At 71.0% G+C, this 16406-nt stretch carries 15 protein-coding genes and 2 pseudogenes; 13 read left to right on the top strand and 4 right to left on the bottom strand.

Going from position 1 to position 16406, the window contains the following annotated elements; translation table 11 throughout:
* Positions 1-3: 3 nt before the first annotated feature.
* Positions 4-1029 (bottom strand): LacI family DNA-binding transcriptional regulator, encoded by a 1026-nt coding sequence (locus EXU48_RS20180; RefSeq protein ID WP_133109489.1) that lies wholly within the window; start codon positions 1027-1029, stop codon positions 4-6.
* A 138-nt stretch (positions 1030-1167) separates the two neighbouring features.
* Here EXU48_RS20180 and EXU48_RS20175 point away from each other — a divergent pair, with 138 nt between their 5' ends.
* The 8 genes and pseudogenes from EXU48_RS20175 (at position 1168) to EXU48_RS20145 (ending at position 7356) form a co-directional block, all read left to right on the top strand.
* A complete protein-coding gene (locus tag EXU48_RS20175; protein WP_235857172.1) occupies positions 1168-2427 on the top strand; it encodes a CaiB/BaiF CoA transferase family protein in 1260 nt (419 codons plus the stop codon).
* The gene (locus EXU48_RS20170; RefSeq protein WP_133109487.1) at positions 2424-2861 is read left to right on the top strand and encodes a MaoC/PaaZ C-terminal domain-containing protein; all 438 of its coding nucleotides are present in this window, start codon (positions 2424-2426) and stop codon (positions 2859-2861) included. The genes EXU48_RS20175 and EXU48_RS20170 overlap by 4 nt, the downstream gene beginning before the upstream one ends.
* The gene (locus tag EXU48_RS20165) at positions 2858-4012 is read left to right on the top strand and encodes an acyl-CoA dehydrogenase family protein (RefSeq protein WP_133109486.1); all 1155 of its coding nucleotides are present in this window, start codon (positions 2858-2860) and stop codon (positions 4010-4012) included. The genes EXU48_RS20170 and EXU48_RS20165 overlap by 4 nt, the downstream gene beginning before the upstream one ends.
* Positions 4009-5244, top strand: a complete 1236-nt coding sequence (locus EXU48_RS20160) for an AGE family epimerase/isomerase (protein WP_133109485.1) — start codon at positions 4009-4011, stop codon at positions 5242-5244. Before EXU48_RS20165 ends, EXU48_RS20160 begins: the two co-directional genes overlap by 4 nt.
* A 25-nt stretch (positions 5245-5269) precedes the next feature.
* Complete coding sequence (locus EXU48_RS25450; protein WP_328591662.1) at positions 5270-5440, top strand: hypothetical protein; 171 nt, start codon at positions 5270-5272, stop codon at positions 5438-5440.
* A 230-nt stretch (positions 5441-5670) separates the two neighbouring features.
* A pseudogene (locus tag EXU48_RS25535) lies at positions 5671-5820 on the top strand (DapH/DapD/GlmU-related protein); the annotation flags it as partial.
* 107 nt (positions 5821-5927) lie between these two features.
* Positions 5928-6590 (top strand): excisionase, encoded by a 663-nt coding sequence (locus EXU48_RS20150; protein WP_133109484.1) that lies wholly within the window; start codon positions 5928-5930, stop codon positions 6588-6590.
* Complete coding sequence (locus EXU48_RS20145; RefSeq protein ID WP_207947847.1) at positions 6526-7356, top strand: hypothetical protein; 831 nt, start codon at positions 6526-6528, stop codon at positions 7354-7356. Before EXU48_RS20150 ends, EXU48_RS20145 begins: the two co-directional genes overlap by 65 nt.
* A gap of 214 nt (positions 7357-7570) precedes the next feature.
* Here EXU48_RS20145 and glnA read toward each other — a convergent pair whose 3' ends face one another.
* Positions 7571-8995: a type I glutamate--ammonia ligase gene (gene glnA / locus EXU48_RS20140; RefSeq protein ID WP_133109483.1), complete on the bottom strand. Its 1425-nt coding sequence runs from the start codon at positions 8993-8995 to the stop codon at positions 7571-7573.
* A gap of 149 nt (positions 8996-9144) precedes the next feature.
* Between glnA and EXU48_RS20135 the strand changes: the two genes are divergently transcribed.
* The 3 genes and pseudogenes from EXU48_RS20135 (at position 9145) to EXU48_RS20125 (ending at position 10195) form a co-directional block, all read left to right on the top strand.
* A complete protein-coding gene (locus EXU48_RS20135; RefSeq protein WP_235857165.1) occupies positions 9145-9537 on the top strand; it encodes an RDD family protein in 393 nt (130 codons plus the stop codon).
* A gap of 23 nt (positions 9538-9560) precedes the next feature.
* Positions 9561-9689, top strand: a pseudogene (locus EXU48_RS25195) (type II toxin-antitoxin system Phd/YefM family antitoxin); the annotation flags it as partial.
* Between the two features lie 113 nt (positions 9690-9802).
* On the top strand, positions 9803-10195 hold the full coding sequence (locus EXU48_RS20125) for a type II toxin-antitoxin system VapC family toxin (RefSeq protein WP_133109481.1): 393 nt from the start codon (positions 9803-9805) through the stop codon (positions 10193-10195).
* Between the two features lie 17 nt (positions 10196-10212).
* On the opposite strand, the gene EXU48_RS20120 is transcribed toward EXU48_RS20125, so the two are convergent.
* Positions 10213-11022 (bottom strand): SWIM zinc finger family protein, encoded by an 810-nt coding sequence (locus tag EXU48_RS20120; RefSeq protein ID WP_133109480.1) that lies wholly within the window; start codon positions 11020-11022, stop codon positions 10213-10215.
* Entirely contained in the window at positions 11015-14053 is a 3039-nt protein-coding gene (locus tag EXU48_RS20115; protein ID WP_133109479.1) for a DEAD/DEAH box helicase, read from the bottom strand. Before EXU48_RS20115 ends, EXU48_RS20120 begins: the two co-directional genes overlap by 8 nt.
* A gap of 123 nt (positions 14054-14176) precedes the next feature.
* Between EXU48_RS20115 and EXU48_RS20110 the strand changes: the two genes are divergently transcribed.
* The gene (locus tag EXU48_RS20110; protein ID WP_207947846.1) at positions 14177-15022 is read left to right on the top strand and encodes a class I SAM-dependent methyltransferase; all 846 of its coding nucleotides are present in this window, start codon (positions 14177-14179) and stop codon (positions 15020-15022) included.
* A 186-nt stretch (positions 15023-15208) separates the two neighbouring features.
* Positions 15209-16381 carry an NAD(P)/FAD-dependent oxidoreductase gene (locus EXU48_RS20105; protein ID WP_235857164.1) on the top strand — a complete coding sequence of 391 codons (1173 nt, stop codon included), beginning with the start codon at positions 15209-15211 and terminating at the stop codon, positions 16379-16381.
* Positions 16382-16406: the final 25 nt, after the last annotated feature.

Below are 16406 nucleotides of genomic sequence, written 5' to 3'. Positions count from 1 at the left end.
GGCTCAGTCCCGCGACCGCTTGCCCCAGGAGAGGGTCGAGGCCCGCAGTCGGAGCGCCGGTTCGAGTTCCACCCGCACCGGCGGCGCGGAGTCGTCCGCGATCCTGGCCAGGAGCAGTTCGGCGGCCGCCTTGCCGACCCGCTCGGGCCAGGACGCCACCGAGGTCAGCGGGGGAGCCAGCCACGACGCCATCGGGATGTCGTCGAACCCGGCCACGGCCACATCCCGCCCGGGGGTCAGGCCCCGGCGGTAGATCTCCGCGTACATCCCCATCGCGACCACGTCGCTGTAGCCGACCACCACGTCGGGCAGGCGACCCTGGTCGAAGATGTGCGCCATGGCCCGTTCGCCCACGTCGGTGTAGTTCGTCGGGGTGGCCGTGGCCTCCCCGGAGTCGAACTCGATCTCCGGCCCGAGCGCGGCGCGCAGGCCGGCCACGCGTTGGCGACGCGCCGAGGACGTCCGGGGGCCGCCGACGAGGGTCACCGAGCGGGCGCCCAGGGTTTGCAGGTGCCGACCGAGCAGCACCCCGGCCAGCTCGTTGTCGGGACCGACGAAGTTGTCACCGTCGGTCAGGTACCGCATGAGCATCACGAGGGGAGTGTCGGTCGGCTTGGTGTATCGGTCTACCTGCTCCACGGTCAGGTCCTGGGCCGGCTGCAGGAGGATCCCGTCCACGTGCCGCTCGAGCATGGTGGACAGGACCTCGAACTCGCGTTCGGCCTGGTCGTGACTGTGCCCGACGAGCACGGTGAAGCCCTCGTCGTGAAGCGTCTGCTCGACGGACATGATCATCTCGCTGAGGTACGGGTTCCGGATTTCCGGCACCACTACGCCGATCGTCATCGAACGGGAGCCACGGAGCATGGCGGCGCGGCGGTCGTAGACGTAGCCGAGTTCGGCCATGGCGGCCCGCACCCGCTCTGTCGTCGCGGGCGAGATCCGGGTGCTGCCGCGGACTACGAGCGAAGCCGTCGCCCGCGACACGCCAGCCCGGGCACTTACGTCATTGAGGGTGACCCGCCCCATGGCCTTCGCTCCGTTCCGATACTCGGTGCTACGCTTCAGTAGATCGATATAACAGTGACCTTAGCGCCTTCTCGCCGAACGCGGAGTGCGCGGCCGGGACCAACGTGGCTCCCCGTCAAGACAGGAGGGTACGTGAGCATGATCAGCCAGTACGGGACGCTCGCCGGGGCGGACGGTGCACCCGACACGAACGGTGCGCCCGGATCGGACGGGCTGCCCCTGCACGGGGTGCGGGTCCTCGACCTGTCCCACATGATGCAGGGGCCCTGGGCCACCGAGATGCTCGCCGATCTCGGGGCCGACGTGATCAAGGTGGAACACGTGCGGGGCGGTGAGCGGGGCCGGGAGTCCGGAACCACGCGGATCGGCGGCCACTCCGCCTTCTACCTCGCCATGAACCGCAACAAGCGCTCCCTTGCGCTCGACCTGAAGTCGGAGGCCGGGATCGCGATCGCCCGGGATCTCGTGGCCCGCGCCGACGTGCTGGTGCAGAACTTCCGGCCCGGGGTGATCGGCCGGCTCGGACTGGGCTGGGACGAGGTGCACGCCCTGAACCCGGGCCTGGTCTACTGCTCCGGTTCCGGCTACGGGGGCGACGAGGCCGACCGGCCCGGGCAGGATCTCCTCGCCCAGGCCCGCAGCGGCGCGATGTGGCTGACCGGGCAGCACGGCGGCCCGCCGTCGCCTGCCGGTCCGTTCATCGCCGACGCGCACGCCGCGTCGATGCTCGCGCTCGGGGTGTGTGCCGCCCTGTTCGAGAGGACCCGCACCGGCGTCGGGCGGCACCTCGAGATCGACCTGGTCGGCTCGATGCTGCACCAGATGACCCAGGAACTCGTCTCCCACCACAACGGTGACCGCTCCTCGCGACGCTCGCCCTCGCCGTCGAACCCGTTCATGGAGGGCCCCTACGGCGTCTACGCGACGAGCGACGGGTGGATCGCGATCTCGATGTGCCCGACGGCGGACCTCGCCCGCGCGCTCGGGCTTCCGGACCTGCACGAGCGGTTCCCGGACAAGGCGGCCGCGCTCGAGGGGCGCGACGACCTCGTCGCGGAGGTCGGCGCACTCCTCGCCCCCCGCACCACGGCCGAAGCGCTGGCCGTCCTGGAGGCCAACGGCGTGTGGTGCGCCCCGGTCAACGACCTGGACACGATGGCGACCGACCCGGTCGTCGGCTGGGCGGGCCGGCACGCGAGGGTGACCCACCCGGGCATCGGGCCGGTCGACCTGGTCCTGAACCCGCTCTCGGTCGACGGCCACCGGCTGCCGGTGCGGCGCCCGGCGCCGCGCCACGGTGAGCACTCGGCCGAGGTGCTCGCGGAACTGGGCCTGGACGCCGGTGACGCCGAACGCCTGGCGAGGGACGGCATCGTGCACCTCGGCGGTGCCGCATGAGCGCCGGGTTCCCCGCGGTGGGCTCCACGAGCCGGTTCGCGAAGACGATCACGGAGGCGGACGTCGGTCTGTTCGCCGGCATCACCGGCGACTTCGCGCCCCAGCACATCGACGCCGAGTACATGAGGACCCACCCGGCCGGGCAGCGCGTCGCGCACGGCATCCTCACCCTCGGTGTCGCCTCCACCGCTGCGTCGCTGCTGTGCGCCCAGGAGGGCGTGGTCGCGGTCTCCTACGGCTACGACCGGCTGCGCTTCCTCCGGCCAGTGTTCCTCGGGGACACGGTCGAGGCGCGCTACCGCACCACCGAGGTGGACCCCGCGACCGGCAAGGCCTTCGCGGAGGTCACCGTCATGAACCAGCGCGGCGAGCAGGTGCTCGCCGCCATCCACATCCTGTACTGCTACCCCGAGGACGAAGGAGCACCGTCATGAGCATCCTCGACGAGCTCGACGAGATGATCGCCACCACCCTCGCGCCGCGCGCGCCCGAGATCGACGCCAGTGCCGAGTTCCCGCAGGACGTCGTGGACGCCGCCGCGAGGATCGGTCTGCAGCGGGTCCTGGTCGGCGGTGACGGCACGCTCGACGTCAGCCGGGCGACCCTCGTCCACGAGGTCTCCGAGCGGCTGGCGATGCACTCGATGGCCGCCGCGGTCGCGATCAGCAACGGGCGGCTGACCACCTATCTGCTGATGAAGTACGCGCCCGCGGACGTGATCGAGCGCTGGGTGGAGCCCACCCTCGCCGGCCGGGCGTTCGGTGCGTTCGCGATCACGGAGCCGCACGCCGGCTCGGACGTGCGGGGCATGACCACGGTGGCCACCCGGGACGGGGACGACTACCTGCTCAGCGGGCAGAAGTCCTGGGTCGGGTACGCCCCGAACGGCCACTACGCGATCGTGCTCGCCAAGGAGGCGACCACGGACCGGGACGCCCCGATGGTGGCCCTGGTGGTGGACACCTCGCTGCCCGGCGTGACCCAGGCGCACGGGCCCGCGTTCTCCGGCCTACGGGGCATGGCCAACGGCACGCTCGCCTTCGACCGGGTGCGCGTACCCGCGACCTCGCGCCTCGCCGTCGAGGGTTTCGGCGGCATGATGGACGGACTGAACCTGGCCCGGATCGACGCCGCCTCGTACGCGTGCGGCCTGCTGCGCGGGGCGCTCGAGGCGAGCATCGAGCGCGCCGCCACCCGGGAGGCGTTCGGCAAGCCGCTCGGTCACCTGCCCTCGATCCAGAGCAAGATCGGCCGGATGGCCGCCGACTACCGGGCCGCCCGCGAACTGACCCGGCTGGCCTCGGAGTCCTTCGCCCGCGGCGACGGCGGCGACCAGGACATCATCTCGATGGCGAAGATGTTCGCCTCGGACGCCGCCCGGCGGCACACGGATGAGGCCGTGCAGATCTTCGGGGCCGAGGGCATCGTGGAGTCCTCGTGGGTGAACCGGCTGAACCGGGACGCCAAGGTCACCCAGATCTTCGACGGGACCAGCGAGATCCACGAGACCATGCTCGGCCGGCGGGCGGTGCGGGCGTTCACCCGCGGCGACTCCCTCGAGTCCTTCCTGGTGCACGTGCCGTGACCGGTGCGCTCCTCGCGTCCCCGGCCCACCATGCCCGGCTCGAGGCGGAGGCGCGCCGGCTCCTGGAGTTCGCGCGGTTCGCCCGGTGTGCCGACGGTGGCTTCGGTTGGCTGGACGCGACCGGCGCGCTCACCCCGGGCCGACCGCGGCCGCTGTACGTGACCTGCCGGATGACGCACGCATTCTCACTCGGGGCGCTGCTCGGGGTCGACGGCGCCGAGGGCCTCGTCGACCATGGGCTGCGCGCCGTGCGCGAGGTGTTCGCGGACCCGGTGCATCCGGGCTGGTTCACCTCGGTGGGACCCGACGGACCGGTCGACGACCGCAAGTGGTCCTACCCGCACGCGTTCGTGGTGCTCGCCGCCGCGAGCGCCGCCACGATCGGGCGACCCGGCGCCGCCGAACTCCTCGACGAGGCCCTGCGTGTGATCGAACAGCGGTTCTGGGACGAGGACGCCGGGATGGTCCTCGAGCAGTGGGACGCGGGCTTCACCCGGCTCGACGACGAACGCGGCGCGAACGCGAACATGCACTCGGTCGAGGCGTTCCTGGCTGCCTGGGCAGTCACCGGGCGGGACGTGTGGCGCGAGCGCGCCCTGCGGATCAGCTCGCGGATCGTGGACGCCGCCCGCCGGTTCGACTGGCGTCTGCCCGAGCACTTCGACGCCGCGTGGCGCCCGGACCCGGACCGCTACCGCGACCAGCCCCGGGACCCGTTCAAGCCGTTCGGGGCCACCCCCGGGCACGGCCTGGAGTGGGCCCGGCTGCTGGTGCACCTGCACGTCGCCCTGGACTCGGCCCCGGGCGGTGCCCCGGACTGGCTGATTCCCGCCGCCGAGAAACTGGCCGATGCGGCGGTGCGCGATGGCTGGGCCGCCGACGGTGCTCCTGGCTTCGTCTACACCGTGGACTGGGACGGCACGCCGGTGATCCGGAACCGCCTGCACTGGGTCCTGTGCGAGGCCCTGGCCGCGGCCACGGCGCTGTGGCAGGTCACCGGCGACGAGCGCCACGCCCGCCGCTACGAGACCTGGTGGGACTACGCCGAGCGGTACCTCGTCGACGAGGCCCACGGCTCCTGGCACCACGAGCTCGATGAGGACAACGTCCCCAGCGCCACGATCCGCGACGGCAAGGCCGACATCTACCACGCCCTCCAGGCGGTCCTGCTGCCGCGGCTCGCACCAGCGTCGGCGCTGGCGCCGGCGGTGGCGGCCCTCCGGGTGGGCTGAGCGTCGGCGGGATACCGTGACCGCCATGGAGCTGCCCGAGTCCCAGGAGCACGTCCGCTCCGGCACCGTCATCGAGGGCGGTTCGCCCGCCCGCCACCTGATGCACGAGGTCGCCCAGGAGGCGCTGCGGTCGTCGCCGCACGCAACGGCGGCTACCACCCCGCCGGCGAGGTGCGCGACCTGCTCGCCACGCTGACCGGGCGCCCGGTCCACGAGTCGGTCGCCCTGTTCCCGCCGTTCTACTGCGAGTTCGGCAAGAACCTGACCCTCGGCCGGGACGTCTTCATCAACATGGGCTGCGCGTTCCAGGACACCGGCGGCACCACGATCGGAGACGGGTCCCTCATCGGTCACGGCACCACGCTGACCACCCTGAACCGCGGGGTCGACCCGGCCCGGCGGGCGGACATGGTCCCGGCGCCGGTCGTGATCGGCCGCAAGGTCTGGCTCGGGGCGAACGTGACCGTCGTGCCGGGCGTCACGATCGGCGACGGAGCGATCGTGGGCGCCGGTGCGGTGGTGACCAGGGACGTCCCCGCGAACACGATCGTGGCGGGCGTCCCGGCCCGAGTGATCCGCGAGACCGGGTTCGAGGTCCAGGCCGACTGACCGGGCCCTGCGGCAGCCAGTTCATCGGGATCCCACGGTTGGCAGACAAGTGCGTGTATGCGACACTATCTGTCATGGGTCTGTTGGCGGTTTCCGAGGCCGCTGCGCGCCTCGGCGTCTCGACGCGACAGGTGCAGCACCTGGTCCTACGAGGTGCGTTGCGCCAACCCGCTCGCGGCATCGTCGACGAGAGCTCTGTCGAGAGACTGGTCGCAGTCCGTGGCGGCTCGCACAAGCGAGCATGGGCCGAGGCGACGGCGTGGGGCGCGGTGTCGCTCCTGTCGGGGGGCGACGCGGAGTGGATGGGGCAGACCCAGCGGTCGCGTCTGCGGGCCCGACTCCGAGAACTCACCGCAGCCGAGTTGGTCGAGCGTGCTCGGAACCGCGCCGAGGTCTCCCGCTACCGGGCTCACGCCAGTGCCGGGCAGCACCTGCGCGGCGAGCTCGTTCACGTCATCGATAGGGCAGCCCGACTTGGTCTGGCCGAGGCCGGCAGCATCGACGGCTATGTGACAGCTGACGCCTTGACCGACCTGGTCCGCGATCACGGCCTGATTCGTGACGACGATGGTCGGGTCACGCTTCGAACGACCACAACGGATCTCGGAATCGTCAAGGACCTCGCCAACCGCGGTGTCGTGCTCGCTGCCCTCGATCTTGCAGAGTCACTCGATGTCCGCGAACGCCGTTCAGGCGTGGACGCACTCGACCGCGCGTTGGCGGCGTTCCGTGGCTGACCGTAGGACCATCGACGTCCCGAGCCCGCCGGCCGGGTGGATGGCGCCATGGCCGAACGTCGCCGAGATCGAAGCGGTGCTACCGCACGAGAAGTGGACGCTCGTGGGTGGCCTGATGACCCAACTCCATGGGATCTACCGCAGCATCGACACACTCCGTGCGACCAATGACGTCGACATGGTGTTGCATATCGAGACCACACGTGGAGTCGTTGGCGAGACCTCGCGAGCACTGGAGTCGCTCGGTTACGAGTTCATGCCGTCGATCGATGACCGCAATCACACGGCCCACCGCTTTCGGCGAGGAGAGGCGACCGTTGATCTCGTCACCAGCGAGGCAGACGTCGTCGACGTGCTTGTCGCCGACCACGCGGCACCGACGGTGACGCAGAAGATTCACGGCAGGAGAATGGTCGCGATCGAAGGGGGCACTCAGGCGCTCAAGCGCACCATCAATGCCAGAGTGGAGATCGTGGTCGGGCGGTCGACTACCGTGAGCGTTCCTTCGCCGTTCGGTGCCGTGATCCTGAAGGCGGCCGCCTACCAGACCGATTCCCGTGACAGGGAGCGGCACCTCCAGGACGCCGCGCTACTGCTTGCCGTGATCGACGATCCGCGAGCCGAGCGTCAGCAGCTCGCCGGGTCGGATCGGTCGCGCCTGCTGATGCTCGCTCGGGCGCTGACCGACCGTGCTCGCGAGTGGAGGTCACTGGAGGAACCGTGGCGTACGAACGGCCAGGTGGCACTGCGCATTCTTACTGCCTGAATCATCCACGGGGGCGTTCTTGGCGCAGGGGCTCAACATGAATCGTGCGTCGCCACGCTGCCCAGACCAATCGCGCCCTGCAGGGCGGCGGACCACACCAAATTGACACAGAGGAGCGACAAACGGCGTCTGACGCTGCCGAACACTGCGTAGCGTTCGTGCAGGTCAGACGCCGTTTCAGGCCTCCTCGCGGAGGTCGCTCAAACCCCGACTGTCAGATGTCGTAGTACAGCTCGAACTCGTGCGGGTGCGGGCGCAGCCGCAGCGCGTCGACCTCGTTGGAGCGCTTGTAGTCGATCCAGGTCTCGATCAGGTCGGGGGTGAACACGTCGCCCTCGGTGAGGTAGTCGTGGTCGGCCTCGAGCGAGTCCAGCACGGCCGGCAGCGAGTCCGGCACCTGGGCGATCTGCGCGTGCTCCTCGGGCGGCAGCTCGTACAGGTCCTTGTCGACCGGCTCCGGCGGCTCGATGCGGTTCTTGATGCCGTCGATGCCGGCCATCAGCATCGCGGAGAACGCGAGGTAGGGGTTGGACGAGGGGTCCGGTACCCGGAACTCGACGCGCTTGGCCTTCGGAGAGGTGCCGGTGACCGGGATCCGGATGCACGCGGAGCGGTTGCGGGCCGAGTAGACCAGGTTCACCGGGGCCTCGAAGCCCGGCACGAGGCGGTGGTAGGAGTTCACCGACGGGTTCGTGAACGCGAGCAGCGACGGGGCGTGGGTGAGCAGGCCGCCGATGTACCAGCGGGCGGTGTCGGACAGGCCGCCGTAGCCGCGCTCGTCGTAGAACAGCGGCTCACCGTTCTTCCACAGGCTCTGGTGGGAGTGCATCCCGGAGCCGTTGTCACCGAACAGCGGCTTGGGCATGAACGTGGCGGACTTGCCCGCCGCCCAGGCGACGTTCTTGATGACGTACTTGAACTTCATCACGTCGTCCGCGGCGGCGCGCAGGCTGTCGAAGCGGTAGTTGATCTCCTGCTGGCCGGCGGTGCCCACCTCGTGGTGCGCGCGCTCGACCTCCAGGCCGACCTCCTGCAGCGTGGTCACCATGGAGTCGCGCAGGTCCGCCATCTGGTCGTTGGGGGAGACCGGGAAGTAGCCGCCCTTGTAGCGGGTCTTGTACCCGAGGTTGCCGCCCTCCTCCTCGCGGCCGGTGTTCCACGCGGCCTCGTTGGAGTTCAGGTGGTAGAAGGAGCTCTGGGCGCTGGTGGAGAACCGGACGTCGTCGAAGATGTAGAACTCGGCCTCGGCGCCGAAGTAGACGGTGTCCGCGATGCCGGTGGAGGTGAGGTAGGCCTCGGCCTTCGCGGCGATGTTGCGCGGGTCGCGGGAGTACGGCTCGTCGGTGAACGGGTCCACGATGGAGAAGTTCACGACCAGCGTCTTCTGCGCGCGGAACGGGTCCACGAACGCGCTGGAGACGTCCGGTACGAGCTTCATGTCGGACTCGTGGATGGCCTGGAAGCCGCGGATCGACGACCCGTCGAACATCAACCCCTCGGTGAAGGCGTCCTCGGTGAAGGCCTCGACCGGAATGTTGAAGTGCTGCATCACCCCCGGCAGATCGCAGAACCGGACGTCGACGAACTTGACGTCCTGCTCCTTGGTGAAGGCGATGGCCTCCTCGGCAGTACTGAACATCCGTTGCTCCTTGGTCTTGGACCCCAACTGGGTTCGGACACACGGTAGGGGCGCGGCATTTCCCTACCGTGACCCAAATGTGTCCGCCATGTTAAACGCGACGCGACCCCCGCCGTCGGGGTGTCCATCTCGGGACTACGCTCGGGTCCATGAGTGGAGGACCCGCCGGGACCAAAGGCAGGGCGATGCCCGACGGCGGAGCGCACGTCGCGAACGCGCCGCTCGGTCGGCGACTGGTCGCCCTGGGCATCGACTGGGGCATCGCGAGCGTGATCAGTTACGCGTTCCTGGACTACCACCCGCTCGCCAGTCTCGGCGTGTTCGCGCTGATGACCTACCTGCTGGTGGCGACGCTCGGGTGCACCATCGGGCACCGGATCCTCGGCATCGGGGTGCGCGGCCTCGAGGGCGGGCTGCCGGGCCCGGTGCGCGCGGCCGTGCGGACCGTGGCCCTGTGCCTGGCGTTCCCGCCGGTGATCACGGGCCCGGACGGACGCGGACTGCACGATATGTGGGCGAAGACCAGGATCGTTCGACGCTGAAGGAGCGGCAGTAGACTAAGTTCATGACTAAGTCAACGGTGCGCAGTGTTGGGGTCCACGAAGCGAAGACACGACTCTCCGAGCTACTGCGCCTTGTCGACGCCGGGCAAGAGGTCGAGATTCGCCGTGGGGGACGGCCTGTGGCTCGTCTGGTGCCGGCATCTCTCCCTTCGGAGCGACGTCTCGGGCTGGACGAGGGTGTTTTCGTCGTCCCGGAGGACTTCGACGAGCCACTGCCGGACGACGTGCTCGCGGGGTTCCAGGCGTGAGCAGGGCGCTTGTCGACACGCACGTCTGGCTCTGGATGCACACCGAGCCAGGTAGCCTGCGTGGTGAGGCGCTGTCAATGATTGCGGACGCCGGGACGGAGATCTTGCTCTCGGCCGCCAGCGCATGGGAGATCGCAATCAAGTATCGGCTCGGAAAGCTGCGTCTGCCCGAGGCGCCGTCGACCTACGTACCGGACCGGATGCGTCGATCGGCAACGACCGCCCTCGCCGTGGAACACGCCCACGCGCTTCGCGCCGGCGAGTTGCCGGACCACCATCGCGACCCCTTCGATCGCATCCTCGTGGCACAGGCACAGATGCTCGGGACTCCACTTGTCACCGCCGATCGAATACTGCAGGAGTACGAGGTCGAGATCATCCCGGCATGACCCACCGGCGGGTGTGATCAGTCCGCCAGATCCCGGTAGGCGGGGGCGAGCAGTGCGGTGAGGGCTTGCCCGCGCACCGTGACGTCCACGTCCGGTGCCTGCACGAGGATGCCGACGGCGGCTGCCGGGCTCGGTCCGGGCAGCGCGCCCTGGAGGGTGAAGTAGGAGTCGAGCAGGTCGGCGAGGGGAACGTCCGGGCTCTCGGGGGCGGCCGCTCCGGCGCCGGCGGGGGCCCCGCCACCTGAGGCGATGGTCAGCTTGGCGAGGAGGTCCTCGCGGGTTCGGCCCCGCCAGGCGAGGATGCGGAACGGGTCGTCGTCGAAGGACTCCGCGAGCAGGTAGATCGCGGCCGCGACGTGCTTGCACGGCACGCCCCAGTCCGGGCACGTGCAGTCCATGGACAGCTCCTGGGGCCCCTTCGGGAACAGGCTCAGCCCGACCTTCGAGAACACCTCCTCGATGTCGGCCGGCATCTCACCGGCGAGCAGCCGGGCCAGGTACCAGGCGCTGCCGGCCAGTTCGCTCTCCACCGCTGCCCACTCGGCCTTGCCGAAGGCCGGTGCGCCGATCCGGACCCGGTACGGCTTCGGGCGGCTGCCCTGGACGACCGCGTCGACGCGGCCGGCGGTGACCTCCATCGAGATGACTTGGCCTTTACGGGCGTAGGTCTTGCCACGCTGCAGGCGGCCACCGATCCCGGCGCGCTCGAGGACGGCGATGAACCGCTCGCCCCACCAGGTCTGGGCGATGGCGCCCCGGCTGCTGCGGGCCTTGATCCCGCCCTGCACGGCGCGCGGCTTCCCGGTCGGGAAGAACCGGTCATTCACCCACGGCTCCTTCCGACAGCGTGAACAACTCGCGCAGATCACCGGTGGACAGCTCCGTCAGCCAGCCCTCGCCGTCGCTGACCACCATGTCCGCGAGCGCCGCCTTCTCCTCCAGCAAGGTGTCGATCTTCTCCTCCAGGGTGCCGGTGCCGATGAACTTGCGCACCTGCACGTTGCGCTTCTGGCCGATCCGGAAGGCCCGGTCCGTGGCCTGGTTCTCCACGGCGGGGTTCCACCACCGGTCCAGGTGGATCACGTGGTTGGCGGCGGTCAGGTTCAGGCCGGTGCCGCCGGCCTTGAGGGACAGCACGAACATCGGTGGGCCCTGGTCGGACTGGAACCGCTCGACCATCCGCTCCCGGGCGGCCCGCGGGGTGCCGCCGTGCAGGTAGAGGACGTCGGTGCCGAAGCGGGCGGCCAGGTGCGGGACGACCAGTTCGGCGAAGCCCGCGTACTGGGTGAACAGCAGCGCCCGGTCGTCCTCGGCGAGGATCTCCTCCACGATCTCCTCCAGCCGGATCACCTTGCCGGAGCGGCGCCCGACCGCGGACCGCTCGTGCAGGAGCTGGGCGGGGTGGTTGCAGACCTGCTTGAGCTTGGTCATGGCCGCCAGCACGTTGCCGCGGCGTTCGATGCCGTCGGAGCCGGCGATCCGGTCCATCATGTCGTCCACGACGGACTGGTAGAGCGAGGCCTGCTCGGTGGTCAGCCGGTAGTACTGCTTGACCTCGATCTTCTCGGGGAGGTCGTCAATGATCGCCGGGTCGGTCTTGACCCGGCGCAACAGGTAGGGACGGGTGACCTGCCGGAGCCGGACTGCGGCGTCGGTGTCGGCGTGCCGTTCGACCGGGATCGCGTACCGGGCCCGGAACGTCTCCGGGGAGCCGAGCAGGCCGGGGTTGAGGAAGTTCATGATGGACCACAGCTCGCCGAGACGGTTCTCCACCGGGGTCCCGGTGAGTGCGACGCGGTGCCGAGCCTGCAGCCGACCGACGGCCTTCGCGGCGCGGGAGTGCCGGTTCTTGATCGCCTGGGCCTCGTCGAGCACCACCCGGTTCCACGAGACGGGCTCGAGGTCGTCGATGTCCCGGGTGGCGGTCGAGTAGGTCGTGACGACGATGTCGGTCTCCGCGAGCCGGTCCGTGAGGTCCGGTCCGGACAACCGCTGCGGCCCGTGGTGGACGTGGAGGCGCAGGTGCGGAGCGAACTTGCGGACCTCTGCCTGCCAGTTGCCGATCAGCGACATCGGGCACAACAGCAGGGAGGGGAGGTGTTCGGCGGCCTCATCGGTGCCGTCGCGTTCGGTGGCCTCCAGGGCGAGGAGCTGGAGGGTCTTGCCCAGCCCCATGTCGTCGGCCAGGCAGGCGCCGAGGCCGACCCGGGACAGGAACGTCAGCCAGGACAGGCCGCGCTCCTGATAGGGGCGCAGGTTCGCCCGCAGTCGCTCGGTGGGTGCGACGGGTTCGAGCTGCTCGGCGGTGGTGCCCGCCAGCAGGGCGCCGAGCCACCCGTCCGCCTCGATCCCGCTGACCCGGAGCGGGAGGTCGACGTCTTCGGGGTGGGTCGCGGCGAGCGCGAGCACCTGCGCCGCGGTGGTGCGTCCGGTTCCCTCGCGTTCGAGGAAGTCCAGGCCCCGGCGCAGCTGCTCGGGGTCCACGGCGACCCACTGCCCGCGCAGCCGCACCAGGGGTGCCTTGGTGGCGGCGATTGCCTCGATCTCGGCGTCGGTGAGCGACTCGTCGCCGAGGGCGAGCCGCCACTCGAAGTCGGCGACCTGGTCGCGACCGAACCTGCCCTCGGTCGCGGCGGCGTCGGTGGGCGTGCTCGAGGTCATCCTCAGGCCGAGGGGGCGCCGGCGGCGCCACCAGTTGGGCATGAGCATACCGAATCCGGCCTCGTCCAGTGCGGGAGCGGCGACGGTGAGGAACTCGAGCGCGTCGGCATGGTCCAGGTCGAGGTGGTCCGGGCGGGCGCTGCGCAGGCCGGTGGCGAGGGCGGGGTAGAGGCGACTGGCCCGGCCGAGCTCGGTCAGCAGCAGTTCCTGGGGCCGGTCGACCCATCGGCGCAGCGGCCCGCCGCCGTCCCACGCCTGCGGTGCGGGGATGAGCAGGCTCGGGTCGGTCGTGGACTGCAGCAGGAACTCCAGGCGCCACGGCTGCGGGGTGTCCACGGCCGGCGTGGCGTCGGCCGGCGGCTCGACGAGCCGGAACGTCGCCCGAGCGGGCTCGTCCTCGCCGGACCCGAGCTGGGCCCAGGGCGACAGTGCCTGCGCGAGGCGGGCGACGCCGTCGGGCGGTGCGGCGAACCTCCCGTCGGGACCGGTGAGCGCGCCCAGCCACGCGTCGGCGACCGGTTCGACCGTCGGACGGCGACCGCGGCGCGCCGGGAGCAGGGAGCCCGCCTCGGCGAGCCGCTCCCGCACGGCGGCATCGGTGAGCCGGTGCAGCGCCTCGTCGACGATGGCACGGGCGTCGCCCTGCCCGCCTGCGGCCCGCGACACCGGCGGCAGGGCTGCCACGAGCCGATGCTGAGCGAGAGCGTCGGGTCCCTGGAGCACCGGCCGCCAGTGCGCTACCCCGCCGGTTCCGGTCGGCGTCACCGCGGGCAACACCCGGCCACGCTCGGCCAGGTCCCGGGCGAAGCGGGCCAGGTCCCGCAGGTGCGTCACGGAGGCGCCGAACCGGGCCGCGACCTGCCCGGGATCGGTCAGCCAGGCCAGGCCGGCCGCGCCCTCGAGCCGCACGGCGGGCACCCGCCAGGAGGACAGCACGGGATCGACCCGGGTGGCCCGGCGCGGGTTCACCCGGAGCAGCTCCGGCGAGTCCAGCGGCGCGCTGCGCTGGGACGGCAGCTGGAGTTCCGCCGTCGTGGGCGTGCCGGGGAGCAGGCCGGTGAGAGCGTCCGCGGTGGCGGCGAACGGGTGCGGCCGCACGGACCGGACCGCTTGGCTGGAGGTCGAGGTCGGGAGGTCGGAGTCCTCGGCCCAGAGAGACAGGCCGTCACCGGACCAGAAGCCGTGGACTGCGAACAAGTTGCCCTCTCTGCACGACTGCGGACCCTGCCCGAGGGTACCGCTGCATGGGAGCGGGTCGGGGTGTCGGTGCCGGGTTGCTCCTACTGTTGTCGCTGAGTCGCGAGCGCTACGTTCGTTTCCGTGGGCAACGAGGCGATGCGTGCGGTCTGGTCGACCGGCTCGGCGGGCTGGATCCGGCACCAGCACCTGTACGACTGCGTCTTCGCACCGTTCACGACGGCGCTGCTCACCGCCGCGGAACTGGCGCCCGGGCACCGGGTCCTCGACGTCGGCTGTGGCACCGGCACGCTGCTCGAGGCGGCGGCCGCGGTGGGCGCCGACCCGGTCGGCGTCGACATCTCCGCCGACATGGTCGCCGCGGCCCGACGGCGGGTCCCCGGCGCCCGCGTGATCGTCGCCGATGCGCAGGTCGAGGACCTCCGCGCCGGCACGTCCGGCGACCCGTTCGACCGGATCGTCTCCCGGCTCGGGGTGATGTTCTTCGCCGACCCGGTCGCCGCGTTCACGAACCTGCGCTCGGCGGCGGCGCCCGGCGCCCGGCTGGCGTTCGTGTGCTGGCGCGACGGCGAGACGGACCTGTTCCACCTCGGGCTCCGCTCGCTCATGGGGAGGCTCGACGACCCACCCGGCCCACCGCCGTCAGGCGTGCCCGGCCCGATGGGCCTGGCCGACGGGGCGCGGGTACGGCAGGTGCTCGCCGGTGCCGGCTGGCGGGACGTGACCGTGGCGCCGGTCGACGGCGACTGCGACTACGGCGTGGACGGCAGCGACGGCATTGAGGAACGCCTGGCCATCGTGCTCGGCGGGCAGACCGGGCGGGCCCTGCGGGCCGAGCTCGAACCACGCCTCGGTGCCGCCGGGTGGGCGGCGGCGCTTGAGCAGGCGCGCCAGGAGGTGCGCGAGCGAACGGTCGACGGCACGGTCCGGTTCGTGGCACACGCCTGGCTGGTCACGGCGACGACCTGATCGCGCGCGGTGAACGGTTGTACGTCCGAGTGCGCGTCGACCTCGTACCTGCCACCTCGAGATCGTCCATGCGCGGGTCCGATCTCGACGGGAGAGGTTCGATCTCGAGGGGAGCCTGAGGAGGGTGGGCGGGACTGAGTGCCCATTCACCGGACCCGCCGCGCCCAGCGATGACAGCATGACCGGGTGACGACAACCAGACTGCGGGTAGTGATCCTCGGCGCCGGCTTCGGTGGCCTGGAGGTGGCGTCGATGCTGTCGGAGGCCCTCGGCGAGGGCGTGGATGCCACGCTCGTCGACCGCGCCGACAGTTTCGTGTTCGGGTTCTCCAAACTCGACCTCATGTTCGGCCATACCGCGGCCGAGCGGGTGCACCTGGCGTACGCGGACGTCGCGCACCCGGGTGTGCGGATGGTTCGCGCCGAGGTCGTGGGCATCGACCCGGCCGCGCGGACCGCCACGCTGGACTCCGGGGAGGTACTCGAGGCCGACGTCCTCGTGGTCGCCCTCGGCGCCGACCTCGACCCGTCGGCGACGCCGGGCCTGGTGGAGGGCGGGCACGAGTTCTACACGGTGCCCGGAGCGGTCGCCGCGCGGGACGCCCTCGACGCGTTCGACGGCGGCCGGGTGGTCATCGCCGTGACGTCGACGCCCTTCAAGTGCCCGCCGGCGCCGAGCGAGACGGCGTTGCTCGTGCACGACTTCCTGACCGAGCGTGGCCTGCGCCGTGGGTCGAGCATCGACCTGGTGATGCCGCTGCCGCGGCCGATCCCGCCGTCGCCGCTCGCGTCGGAAGCGATCCTCGAGGCGTTCACCGAGCGTGGCATCGGGTGGCACCCGGGCTCCCTGGTCCGCTCCGTGGAGCCGGCCCGGAAGGTCGCGGCACTGGGCGACGGCGAGGAGATCGGCTTCGACCTGCTGCTCGCGGTGCCCAAGCACGTCGCACCCGCGGTGGTCGTGGAGTCAGGGCTGACCGAGGACGGGTGGATCCCGGTGGACCCGCGGAACCTTCGGACCAGGTTCGAGGATGTGTACGCGATCGGGGACGTGACCAGCGTCGGCACCCCCAAGGCGGGCGTGTTCTCCGAGGGTCAGGCGAAGGTCGTCGCCGAGCAACTCATCGCCCGCGCCCGCGGCGAGGGCTCCGACGCCACCTACGGCGGCCAGGGCATCTGCTACATGGAGTTCGGCGGGGGACAGGTCGCCAAGGTCGACGTCACGTTCCTGCCCGGGCAGGCGCCGTTCGGTGGGATGGACGGCCCCTCGCTGCCGAACAGCGCGGAGAAGCAGGCGTTCGGCGCCGAGCGGGCACGGCGCTGGTTCGGGCGGGACTGGGCGCCGGTGGAGGGCTCCCGATAGCCTCGAACGACCCGGCCCCGACGAA

The sequence above is a fragment of the Occultella glacieicola genome (genome assembly GCF_004353825.1).
In the GTDB taxonomy this organism is placed as follows: domain Bacteria; phylum Actinomycetota; class Actinomycetes; order Actinomycetales; family Beutenbergiaceae; genus Occultella; species Occultella glacieicola.
This window is presented reverse-complemented; position numbering and strand designations above follow the sequence as displayed.